The organism is Flaviramulus sp. BrNp1-15 (assembly GCF_022259695.1).
Lineage (GTDB): Bacteria > Bacteroidota > Bacteroidia > Flavobacteriales > Flavobacteriaceae > BrNp1-15.
In genome coordinates, this window is record NZ_CP092099.1 from 186,629 (window position 1) to 198,792 (window position 12,164).

General features: G+C 33.7%; 7 protein-coding genes. 3 read left to right on the plus strand and 4 right to left on the minus strand.

Going from position 1 to position 12,164, the window contains the following annotated elements; all coding sequences use genetic code 11:
• Positions 1 to 112 precede the first annotated feature (112 nt).
• The 4 genes from MBM09_RS00790 to MBM09_RS00805 all read right to left on the minus strand — a co-directional run bounded on the left by MBM09_RS00790 (position 113) and on the right by MBM09_RS00805 (position 4,332).
• Positions 113 to 1,357, minus strand: a complete 1,245-nt coding sequence (locus tag MBM09_RS00790) for an ammonium transporter (protein ID WP_238674948.1) — start codon at positions 1,355 to 1,357, stop codon at positions 113 to 115.
• A 21-nt stretch (positions 1,358 to 1,378) separates the two neighbouring features.
• The gene (locus MBM09_RS00795) at positions 1,379 to 1,717 is read right to left on the minus strand and encodes a P-II family nitrogen regulator (protein WP_238674949.1); all 339 of its coding nucleotides are present in this window, start codon (positions 1,715 to 1,717) and stop codon (positions 1,379 to 1,381) included.
• 170 nt (positions 1,718 to 1,887) lie between these two features.
• Complete coding sequence (locus MBM09_RS00800) at positions 1,888 to 3,192, minus strand: ammonium transporter (protein ID WP_370569714.1); 1,305 nt, start codon at positions 3,190 to 3,192, stop codon at positions 1,888 to 1,890.
• A gap of 84 nt (positions 3,193 to 3,276) precedes the next feature.
• Positions 3,277 to 4,332, minus strand: a complete 1,056-nt coding sequence (locus MBM09_RS00805; protein WP_238674951.1) for a porin — start codon at positions 4,330 to 4,332, stop codon at positions 3,277 to 3,279.
• A gap of 465 nt (positions 4,333 to 4,797) precedes the next feature.
• Here MBM09_RS00805 and gltB point away from each other — a divergent pair, with 465 nt between their 5' ends.
• The 3 genes from gltB to MBM09_RS00820 all read left to right on the plus strand — a co-directional run bounded on the left by gltB (position 4,798) and on the right by MBM09_RS00820 (position 12,164).
• Positions 4,798 to 9,318 (plus strand): glutamate synthase large subunit, encoded by a 4,521-nt coding sequence (gene gltB / locus MBM09_RS00810; RefSeq protein ID WP_238674952.1) that lies wholly within the window; start codon positions 4,798 to 4,800, stop codon positions 9,316 to 9,318.
• 4 nt (positions 9,319 to 9,322) lie between these two features.
• Positions 9,323 to 10,786, plus strand: a complete 1,464-nt coding sequence (locus MBM09_RS00815) for a glutamate synthase subunit beta (RefSeq protein ID WP_238674953.1) — start codon at positions 9,323 to 9,325, stop codon at positions 10,784 to 10,786.
• A gap of 826 nt (positions 10,787 to 11,612) precedes the next feature.
• Positions 11,613 to 12,164 (plus strand): hypothetical protein, encoded by a 552-nt coding sequence (locus MBM09_RS00820; protein WP_238674954.1) that lies wholly within the window; start codon positions 11,613 to 11,615, stop codon positions 12,162 to 12,164.

Below are 12,164 nucleotides of genomic sequence, written 5' to 3' on the forward strand. Positions count from 1 at the left end.
TGGCTTTTTATTTTGCTTACATTATCATTAAAAATAAAAAAGGATGACATACAACTATTGGTATGACATCCTTCTTCTAACACTAACTAAATATTATTATTCACATTTTATTTTAATGCTCATTTAATCTAAAGTCTGGGTAGGCATCCATACCATGCTCGTAACCATCTAAACCTTCTAATTCTTCTTTTTCAGACACTCTAATTCCCATCGTTTTCTTCAAAGTGAATATGATGATAAATGCTGTTACTATACAAAATACTGCATAACATCCTACACCTATTAATTGTATCATAAATTGTTCGAAACCAGCTTTAGCACCAAAAATTCCAACTGCTAATGTTCCCCATATACCACAAATAAGGTGTACTGCAATAGCTCCTACAGGATCATCTAATCTTAATTTATCTACAAACCTTACTGCGAATACTATTAAAGCTCCAGCTATTGCTCCAATTAAAATAGCATCTGTTGGACTCATTTGGTCTGCACCAGCAGTAATACCAACTAAACCACCTAGTATACCATTTAAGAACATAGTTAAATCTAAGTTTTTATACATTGCAGTAGACACTAACATAGAAACTACACCTCCAGCTGCAGCAGCTAAACAGGTAGTAACTAATGTTAAAGAAGTTCCTGCTGGGTCTGCAGAAAGTACAGAGCCTCCATTAAACCCGAACCATCCTAACCATAATATTAAAACACCTGCAGTTGCTAATGGAATATTATGACCTGGAATAGCTTGAGGTTTTCCATTTTTAAATTTCCCAATTCTAGAGCCTAATAACCAAACAGCTATTATTGCTGCCCAACCACCTACAGAGTGCACTAAAGTAGATCCTGCGAAATCATAAAAACCTTCAGTTTCACCAAATTCTAATGTTGATAAGAAACCTCCACCCCATTGCCATGAACCAGCAATTGGATATACAAATCCTACGTAAACTACTGTAAAAATCATGAATGGTAAAATTTTCATACGCTCTGCTACTGCTCCAGATACTATAGTTGCTGCAGTTGCTGCAAACATACCTTGAAATAAGAAATCTGTCCAATAGGTGTAACCTTCGTTATAGGTTAAATCTAAAGCACCCTCTGCAGTAAGTGGTGAATCTAAACCAATACCTGCAAAACCTAAAAATCCGTTGAATTCTCCTGGATACATTAAATTAAAACCAACTAAGCAATATAAAAGAAGCCCAACTGTGATTATAAAAATATTTTTAAAAAGTATATTGATTGTATTTTTTTGTCTTGTTAATCCGATTTCTAAAAATGCAAAACCCAAGTGCATAAAGAAAACCAGTGCTGTACAGATCATCATCCATACATTATTTGTTGTAAGTAATTCCATGAAATATTTTTTAGATGTTTATTATTTTAAAGTGTCTCCTCCTTTTTCTCCTGTTCGTATTCTGTAACATTCTTTAACGTCTGATACAAAGATTTTTCCATCTCCAACTTCTCCAGTTGCTGCAGATTTAATTATTGTTTTGATAGTTACTTCTTCAAAATCATCGTTAACTACTATAGACAGGTATCTACGTTGAATATCACTTGTACTATAAGAAACACCTCTATAAACATGCCCCTCTTTTTCATTTCCTAAACCGGTAACATCCCAGTAAGAAAAAAAGTTTACTCCAACATCGTGTAGTGCTTCTTTTACTGCACTATACTTTGATTTTCTAATAATTGCTTCAATTTTTTTCATAATGTCATTAATCTTATAAGTTTTTAGTTAGTTAAAATATTAAAATTCTTTAAATATGTAATTAATTGTTTCTTTACTTATACTCATATAAAAATCTAAAAGACGCCTCTTTTATTATAAGGCATCTTTTAGATTTAACTCTAATGTTATTTACTAAATAACAGAGATCTTTAATCTTCCATTTCTCTTTGTCTCTTACCTGGGTAAGCTATTGATCCGTGTTCAGAAATATCAAGACCTTGAATTTCTTCTTCTTCAGTAACACGTAAACCAAATGCTGCTTTAAGTATACTGAATACTATGAATGATAAAACTACAGCCCAAACTGCATAAGCTAAAACACCTATAGCTTGTGCTCCTAATTGAGCGCCACCGCCACCATTAAAAAGGCCAATTCCAGTGTCTCCATCAACTCCCCAAAGACCAATTACTAAAGTACCCCATGCACCGGCAACACCGTGTACAGATGCAGCACCAATAGCATCATCAATTTTAAGTTTTTTCTCTATAAATTCAATTGAGAATACTACAATTATACCTCCAATAAGACCTGCTAATACAGCTCCTGGAGCAGTCATGTTTCCACAACCAGCAGTAATACTCACTAAACCAGCTAAAGTACCATTTAAGGTTTGAGCTAAATTAGGTTTACCGTACCATATCCATGTAGTAAATAAAGCACCCAAACCACCTGCAGCTGCAGCTAAGTTTGTTATTAGCACCACTGTAGAAGCTCCGGTAGCATCATCACCACCCCAAGCTAATTGAGAACCACCATTAAATCCAAACCATCCTAACCAAAGAATGAATACACCTAATGTTGCTAATATTTGGTTGTGCCCTGGTATAGGCATAACTTTTCCATTTACATATTTACCTATTCTTGGTCCTACCATAAATGCAGCTACAAGTGCAGCCCAACCACCCACAGAGTGAACAATTGAAGAACCAGCAAAATCGATAAACTCAGCAGGCATAATACCATCTGTATTATTTAACCATCCGCCATTCCATTCCCATCCACCAGCTATTGGATAGATAAGTGCAGTCATAACTAATGAAAAGATAGCATAAGTAGTATATTTAGTTCTTCCAGCTATAGCTCCAGATACAATAGTTGCAGCAGTAGCAGCAAACATAGTTTGGAAGAATAAATCAGCACCTTCACCTTGCATGAACCCGCTCCAGAAAAACCATCCGTTTGAGCTTTCTCCATACATTAATGAGTAACCTACAAACCAGAAACTCAATGAACCTACACAGATATCAAGAAAGTTTTTCATGGCTATATTTACAGCATTTTTAGATCTTGTCATACCAGATTCTACCAACGTGAATCCTGCTTGCATAAAGAATACCAGAATACCAGATAGTAACATCCATAGCATTCCCATATCGCCTTTGATAGACTCAGCTAATGCATCAACTGCAGAGGTATCTTGAATTATAAGGGGCATGTTTAATAATAAAGACATATGTTATAATTTTAATGGTTAGTAATTTATTTTAACATACACATACCCGCTTTTAATAAACGGGTATGTGTATAAATTTATGTATTAGAATGAGTAGATTGCAGCTAATACAAAAGAACCTAAACTTTTAGATCCAGCTAAATCATTATCAATAAACGCTTCTTCGGAAGCACTATCTAATCTAATTTCTGGTTTTACAGTCAAATTATCAATTGCAAGACTTCCTGTTAAAGTAAGTGCAAACACAGAAGCATCTCCATCAGCATCACTTGCTCCGATAGCTCCAAAAAAGTCAGTCTCAGTAAAGTACTCACCTCTTAAACCAATAGTAAAAGAATCTGAAGTAGCTAATTGAGGGTATAAAGCAGCTCCAGCAAAAGAACCTCCGTCATCTTCTACAGTTAAATAAGCAGCATTAATTCCTAAAAAGAAATCATCAGATAAGTCAAATCCTCCTGTATAGTCAATTTCAGTGAAAGAAGGATCTAGTAAGAAATTTAAATATTGTCCAGCATAACCTAATTGAGCACCGAAAGCATAATCTCCTGTTGGGTTAAATTCTGTTAAGTCAGTATCATTCATGACACCTAACATTAAACTAAAATCATCACCTAATGCAATATCTGCTTTTAAACCAGTATGACTGAATGGTCCATAAGAAAATAAATAAGATGTGCTATAGTTAAAGTTAGCTGTTGGAGAAATAACTTCATAACCTAAAAAGGTATTAAAGTTACCCATGGTTAATGTTACAGATTCACTTACATTCCAGTATGCATACAATTGATTTACAATGTTACCTGTACTAGAAATCACATCGTTTCTAGAAGAATACATTGGTGAAGCGAAAATAGCATCCGTCCCTCTTGGGCCAAATACTAAATCAGCAACAAATCCCGCTTTCTCGCCTTCATAACTAAAAACTACATTGGCCATACCTAAAGCAAAACCAGGTAATTGTGCAAATGATGATCCTGGTGCAATAGCATTTTCATCATTTGGCGCTGTCAAGTTAGCTCTATAATAAGCATCAACACTACCACTTATTGTGAATGAAGGAGTTGAATCTTCCTCTTCCTGTGCAAACAAACTACATGTACATGCTATAAAAAACATTGAAAGTGTAATAATTTTTTTCATAATCGTTTTAATTTTTGGTTATTAAATTTTAGTTAATTTTTCCTTAAGAATGAATCAAATCTATGTCAAAAAGATTTAACCCCCATAAAAAATAGGGGTATTAGACTTACTTTTATCAATATTCTAATTTTTACCCCATTTTTTTATAGGTATTCTTGTAATTTTTTAATTTTTTGGTTTTTTAACAACATAGTTATTTGAATTATTGTCAGTTTTTTCTAATTTTTCATGATATTATTTTCATTAATTAAAATATTTATTAGCATAAATTCATATATCTGTATTTATCATTAAATTTTATGAATTGAGTATTTATTAAAAAAAGAGTTTAATATTGATATATAATTATTTTTATCAAGAGTTCGCTTCTAAAATCGAAATAATGAAATACCCCTTATTGTAATTCAAATTCTAGTACATATCTTTACGTTTCAACTCAATTTTTTAAACCAAAAAGCGTTGATTATGCTGAAGAAACAAGGTCTTTATTTACCAGAATTTGAACATGAAAATTGCGGGGCAGGTTTTATTTGTAATCTTAAAGGAGAAAAAACAAATCAAATCATTCATGATGCCTTAGAAATTCTAGTAAAATTAGAACATCGTGGTGGTGTTAGTGCAGATGGAAAAACCGGTGATGGTGCTGGATTATTAATAGATATTCCTCATGAGTATTTTGTGAGGGTGTGTGATTTTAAAATTCCTGCTGCAAGAGAGTATGCCGTAGGTATGATTTTTCTACCTAAAACCAAAAATCAATACCAATTTTGTAAAGATATTTTAGAGAATGAAATAAAAGCTCAAGGGCTTTCTGTTTTAGGGTGGCGAAAAGTGCCTGTAGACTCCTCTAATTTAGGAGAAATCGCAAAGGCTTCAGAACCTATTATTGAACAAATTTTTATTGGCAAAACCGAGGATATTGATGAGGCTACCTTTAAAGCCAAATTATACGCAGCTCGTAAGATTGCAGAACATACTATTAGAAAATCAAAAATATCTGAAAGCGGTTATTTTTATGTGCCTAGTTTATCAAACACAACGCTTATATATAAGGGTATAATTATGCCCGAAGATATTGGACCATATTATACCGATTTACAGCAAATTGATTTAGTTACTCGTTTAGCTTTAGTGCATCAGCGTTTTTCAACTAACACTATGCCTACATGGGAGTTAGCACAACCATTCCGCTTTATGTGTCAGAACGGTGAAATTAACACCTTGCGTGGTAATGTGAGTAGAATGCGCGTGCGTGAAGAAATCATGAAAAGTGATGTTTTCGGACCACAAATAGATAAATTATTTCCAATAATTCTTCCAGGAAAATCTGATTCTGCATCTATGGATATGGTTGTAGAATTATTAACTCATACAGGACGCTCATTACCAGAAATTATGATGATGATGATTCCAGAAGCATGGGAAAAACACAAAACCATGTCTGAAGAGCGCAAAGCGTTCTATGAGTACAATGGCTGCATCATGGAGCCTTGGGATGGACCTGCATCTGTACCTTTTACAGATGGTGATTACATTGGTGCTTTATTAGATAGAAATGGTTTAAGACCATCAAGATATACGGTTACAAAAAGTGGTAAGTTAATTATGTCTTCTGAAATTGGAGTTGTAGATATTGCTCCAGAAGATATAGAAAGTCATGGACGTTTAGAACCAGGAAAAATGTTCTTGGTAGACATGAACGAAGGTCGTATTATTAAAGATGAGGAAATTAAAAGTAAGATTGTTTCAGAAAGACCATATAAAGCATGGTTAGACAAAACGCGCTTACATTTAAGAGATGTGCCTTACACCAATACAACCTGCCCGATTGAAACCATTGATATAAAAACAAGACAACGTATATTTAACTATACATTTGAAGATATTCAAGAGGTAATAACTCCTATGGCTATTGTAGGTAAGGAAGCTTTAGGCTCTATGGGTACCGATACGCCTTTAGCAGTTTTATCAGATAGACCTCAACTTATTTCTAACTATTTTAAACAATTATTCGCACAGGTTACTAACCCACCTTTAGATGGTATTCGTGAAGAAATTGTAACCGATATTAGTTTAAATCTTGGCAAAGACCGAAATATTTTCAGCATTACAGAAAGACAATGTAGAAAATTAAGGATTCAAAATCCTGTGATTTCTAATGCCGATTTAGAAAAAATAAGAACCATTCAAATTGAAAGTTTTAAAGCTGAAACTATTCAAATTTTGTATCCAAAAGCTCAAGGTCTTAATGGATTAGAAGAAGCTTTAGATGATATTATCAGACAAGTTGAAAAAGCTTTAGAAAGAAAAACAAACATAATTATTCTTTCTGATAGAGGTGTAAACAAAGATTTTGCTCCTATTCCAGCTTTATTAGCCTGTTCTTATGTAAACCATCAAATGAATCGTTTACGTAAGCGTTCTTATTTCGATATTATTATTGAATCTGCAGAACCTCGCGAACCGCATCATTTTGCAACCTTATTTGGCTATGGCGCAAGTGCTATAAACCCGTATATGGTTAACGAAATTATTAGAATGCAGGTTAAAGAAGGCTTCATAAGTGATATGAACGAGCAACAAGCTGTTGATAATTTCAATAAAGCTATTGGGAAAGGTATTCTTAAAATAATGAACAAAATAGGAATCTCTACACTACATTCATACAGAGGTTCTCAAATTTTCGAAATTGTTGGTTTTAATTCTTCATTTGTTGAAAAATATTTCCCTTATACAGCATCAAGAATTGAAGGTATTGGGTTGTACGAAATTGAAAGAGAAATTGACCAACGATACAAACAAGCATATCCAGATAATGCTGTAGATAAACATTTTGGTTTAAGCTTAAATATTGGTGGCGATTACAGATGGAGACGTAATGGTGAAAGACACCTTTTTAACCCAACAACAGTGGCAAAATTACAGCAAGCTGTTAGGTTAAGCGACCAAGCTAGTTATGATGTTTATGCAAAATCGATAAATGAACAATCTGAAAACTTAATGACCATTCGAGGGTTATTTGAGTTTGATAATTTAGATCCAATTCCTATTGATGAAGTGGAGCCCTGGACAGAAATTGTAAAGCGATTTAAAACTGGAGCCATGTCTTACGGATCTATTTCTCGTGAGGCTCATGAAAATTTAGCTATTGCCATGAACAGAATTGGTGGTAAATCTAATTCTGGTGAAGGTGGTGAAGACAGAAAACGCTTCCATCCAGATGTGAATGGAGATAGTCGTAATTCGGCAATAAAACAAGTGGCTTCTGGTCGTTTTGGAGTAACTTCACATTACCTTACAAATGCCAAAGAAATTCAAATAAAAATGGCTCAAGGTGCAAAACCTGGTGAAGGTGGTCAATTACCAGCACACAAAGTTTTACCTTGGATTGCAGCTGCAAGAAATTCAACGCCATTTGTGGGCTTAATTTCTCCTCCTCCACATCACGATATTTACTCTATTGAAGATTTAGCGCAGCTAATTTTCGACTTAAAAAATGCAAATCGCGATGCGAGAATTAACGTAAAATTAGTATCAGAAGTTGGTGTTGGTACTATTGCTGCCGGAGTTGCTAAAGCAAAAGCAGATGTTGTTCTTATTTCAGGTTATGATGGGGGTACAGGAGCATCTCCTTTAACCTCATTAAAACATGCAGGTTTACCATGGGAACTTGGTTTAGCAGAAGCACAACAAACACTGGTTTTAAACAATCTTAGAAGTAGAATAGTTGTAGAATGCGATGGTCAGTTAAAAACAGGACGCGATGTTGCTATTGCTGCATTATTAGGTGCAGAAGAATTTGGGTTTGCAACGGCACCATTAGTCGCTTCAGGATGTATTATGATGCGTAAATGTCATCTAAATACGTGTCCTGTAGGTATTGCAACTCAAGATAAAGAGCTACGTAAAAACTTTAAAGGCACACCAGAACACGTTATTAATTTCTTCTATTACATAGCCGAAGAATTAAGAGGTATTATGGCGCAATTAGGTTTTAGAACTTTAGGTGAAATGGTAGGTCAAACTCATAAAATTAATGCTAATAAAGCTATAAAGCATTATAAAGCTAAAGGTCTAGATTTATCGAGTATTTTACATACACCAAGTGTTTACAGACAATTAATTGTAAAGAATACAGAAAAACAAGACCACAATCTTGAAAATGTTCTGGACTTTACAATTCTTAAAGATTCTCATAGAGCGCTTTACAGAAAAGAAAAAATGACGCTTGAGTATCCTATAAGGAATATTAACCGTACCGTAGGTGCTGTGGTTAGCAACGAAATTTCAAAAATATACGGTCATTTAGGATTGCCAGAAGATACCCTAAACATAAACTTCACAGGGTCTGCAGGACAAAGTTTTGGAGCTTTTGGTGCACATGGTTTAACTTTTACTTTAGAAGGAAACACCAACGATTACCTTGGTAAAGGACTTTCTGGAGCTAAATTAATTGTAAAAAAACCAGCAAAAGCTGATTTTATTGCCGAAGAAAACATAATAATCGGTAACGTTTGTTTATTTGGTGCGGTACATGGTGAAGCTTACATAAACGGAATTGCAGGTGAGCGTTTTGCTGTTCGAAATTCTGGAGCAACTGCTGTAGTTGAAGGTGTTGGAGATCATTGTTGTGAATATATGACTGGTGGAAAAATAGTTGTGCTCGGTAAAACGGGTAGAAACTTTGCTGCTGGTATGAGTGGTGGTATTGCTTATGTTTACGACCCTGAGAATAAATTTGTAAACGGTTTATGTAATACCGAAACTATTGAATTTGAAGATATTTCTACAGAAGATTCAGTTGAATTAAAAGGGTTAATAGAAAAGCATGTATTATATACAAACAGTAAATGTGGTAACAGACTATTAGAAAACTGGGAAACCAGCCTAGGTGATTTTGTAAAAGTGATGCCTACTGAATACAAACGTGCTCTAAAACGTTTAGAGACTGAAGAACCAATGGTAGAAGAATTAGAAATAGCATAATGACATGGGAAAAGTAACAGGATTTAAAGAATTTGAAAGACAAGATGAAACTTACACGCCTGTTGAAGAACGTGTAAAACATTATAAAGAATTTACAGTACCACTAAGTGATACTGAAATCAAAAAACAAGGGTCGCGTTGTATGGATTGCGGAATACCATTTTGCCATAGCGGTTGTCCACTTGGAAATCTAATTCCAGATTTTAACCATATGGTACATCAAGGGGAATGGCAAAAAGCTTCTTGGATATTACATTCAACAAATAATTTTCCAGAATTTACAGGACGCTTATGTCCTGCACCATGTGAAAAATCATGTGTTTTAGGTATTATTGAAGACCCGGTTTCTATTGAAAATATTGAAAAAAATATTGTTGAACGTGCATTTAAGGAAGGATGGATTAAACCTCAGCCTCCAAAAACACGAACTGGTAAAACTGTTGCTGTAGTTGGTTCTGGACCTGCTGGTTTAGCTGCCGCACAACAATTAAACAGAGCTGGACATACGGTAACTGTTTTTGAACGCGATGATGAAATTGGTGGTTTATTAAGATATGGTATTCCTAATTTTAAAATGGAAAAGGAGATTATAGATCGTCGTTTAGCCATTTTAAAAGCAGAAGGTATCACTTTTAAAACCGATGTAAATGTTGGTGTTAATTACGATGTAAAAGAACTTAAAGCCTTTGATTCTGTAGTTTTATGTGGTGGCGCTACCGAAAGACGTAGCTTACCAACTCCAGGTATTGATGCAGACGGTGTCGTACAAGCTATGGATTTTTTAACCCAACAAACCAAAGTATTGTTTGGTAAAAAAGTAGAAAACCAAGTTATGGCTACAGATAAAAATGTGATTGTAATTGGTGGTGGAGATACAGGTTCAGATTGTATAGGAACCTCTAATCGTCATGGAGCAAAATCGGTTGTGAATTTTGAAATTATGCCGAAACCTCCAGGACATCGTTCACCAACTACGCCATGGCCTTATTGGCCACTTCAGTTAAAAACATCATCTTCTCATCAAGAAGGTGTTGAAAGAAACTGGTTAATAAACACTAAAGAGTTTGTAAAAGATAAAAACGGTAAACTAACCGCCTTAAAAACGGTAAATGTTGAGTGGAAAATGGTTCCTGGACAGCGTCCACAACTCGTTGAAATTGAAGGTACCGAGAAAAAATGGCCTTGTGATTTAGCATTATTAGCCTTAGGGTTTACAGGACCTGAAAGTACACTGGCTGATAAATTAGGCATTAAAACTGATGCGCGATCTAATTATAAAGCAGAATACGGTAAATACCAAACTAACATTCCAAATATATTTGCCGCCGGCGATATGCGTCGCGGACAATCGTTAATTGTTTGGGCCATATCTGAAGGTAGAGAAGCTGCTAGACAGGTGGATATTTATTTAATGGGTAAATCAGATTTACCATCAAAAGATGTTGCTGGCGATTTAGTGGCGATGTAAAACATTATTTTCAACTAAAAAACTAACCCTTTATTCAATTGATTAAAGGGTTTTTTATTTAATGCAACTATGTATATCTACTAAATAAAATTTGGAACTTATATCTTAAAAACCTGATATTTGTATCGTAAATGAGAAAAAAAATAGTACATATAGCTCCTGGATCACTGTTTAGTCAGTGTGATTATCGAAAAAATGAAATGAATATTTTTATCGAACAAGGACGTAATGTATCTATTATTAATGATTTATAAACAAGATTTAAATTAATAAAACCTATAATATTTACAAGCGTCCAAGAAATTGGACGCTTTTTTTATGAAAAAAATTAAACTAATTTGAATATAAATTTTAACAATTAAAATAGTAAGCATTGAAGAGTAAGCAATTGGTAGACAGACTTTTGCCATTTATCTCAATAATCTGCAATAATGCGGACAGGAATTTCTATGCTTAAATTTCAATACAACTAACTGATTATCAACAATTTAAATGTAATTTTATTTGTTTAATTAAAAAATGTGTTTAATATTTGCACCGCAGTTTTAAAGAATAGCTGTAAACAAAAAAACAAATTAAAAACAAGAAGCCATGCTTAAATATATGTTAGCATTTCAACCATTTAGTAATGACGTTGAGTCATTAAGGCTTCGGTATATTTTTCTGTAGAGTTACTTCCCAGAAAAAAAATCCGAAGCAAAATAACTGTTTCGGATTTTTTTTATTCAGATTCCCATTTTCATGGGAAGAACAATTCAAGAATACATTAATCTGAACAGTTTTTAGGCATACGAAAATCGTGATGCTTATAAAACAGTAACAATTTATGAATAACATCATGGGAAATAATTTACACAATAGTTATGTGTTTCAGGCTTTAGATGCTTATCCATATAACTTAGAAGAAACATTAGAAGCATTAAACTATGCTTTATCATATAACGAAAAAGATGCGCAAGCACTTTGCTTAATGGGACGTGTTTATGCTGAACAATTAAAAAATTACGAAACAGCTAAACACTATTTTGCAGAAGCTGTTACACAACATATGGAAATGCCAAAAACATATCCATACTACATTCAAACTTTACTGTGGAATGAAGATTATGTTGAAGCACAAAAGTTGTTAGATTTTGCACAAACTGTAAAAGGCGTAGATAAAGCATTGTTAGAATTAATGCAAGGGATTTTATTTGAAAAACTGGGTCAATTTAAAGTTGCTATTAAAATTTTTAAAAGAGCAAAAAAAACAGCTACAAATAACGGTTTTATAGACTATGTAGATAATGAATTGTCTAGAGTTAAGAAGAAGATGAACCCTAAAAAGAAATGTAAAAAAAAAAAGAAGAAGTTAAATAAAAAAAGAAAGGAGAAATAA

Excerpts from the sequence above, each read along its gene's own strand:
- MBM09_RS00820 (WP_238674954.1), top strand. The coding sequence starts at position 11,613 with ATGAATAACATCATGGGAAATAATTTACACAATAGTTATGTGTTTCAG.
- MBM09_RS00790 (WP_238674948.1), bottom strand. The coding sequence starts at position 1,357 with ATGGAATTACTTACAACAAATAATGTATGGATGATGATCTGTACAGCA.
- MBM09_RS00815 (WP_238674953.1), top strand. The coding sequence starts at position 9,323 with ATGGGAAAAGTAACAGGATTTAAAGAATTTGAAAGACAAGATGAAACT.
- MBM09_RS00795 (WP_238674949.1), bottom strand. The coding sequence starts at position 1,717 with ATGAAAAAAATTGAAGCAATTATTAGAAAATCAAAGTATAGTGCAGTA.
- gltB (WP_238674952.1), top strand. The coding sequence starts at position 4,798 with ATGCTGAAGAAACAAGGTCTTTATTTACCAGAATTTGAACATGAAAAT.
- MBM09_RS00805 (WP_238674951.1), bottom strand. The coding sequence starts at position 4,332 with ATGAAAAAAATTATTACACTTTCAATGTTTTTTATAGCATGTACATGT.
- MBM09_RS00800 (WP_370569714.1), bottom strand. The coding sequence starts at position 3,192 with ATGTCTTTATTATTAAACATGCCCCTTATAATTCAAGATACCTCTGCA.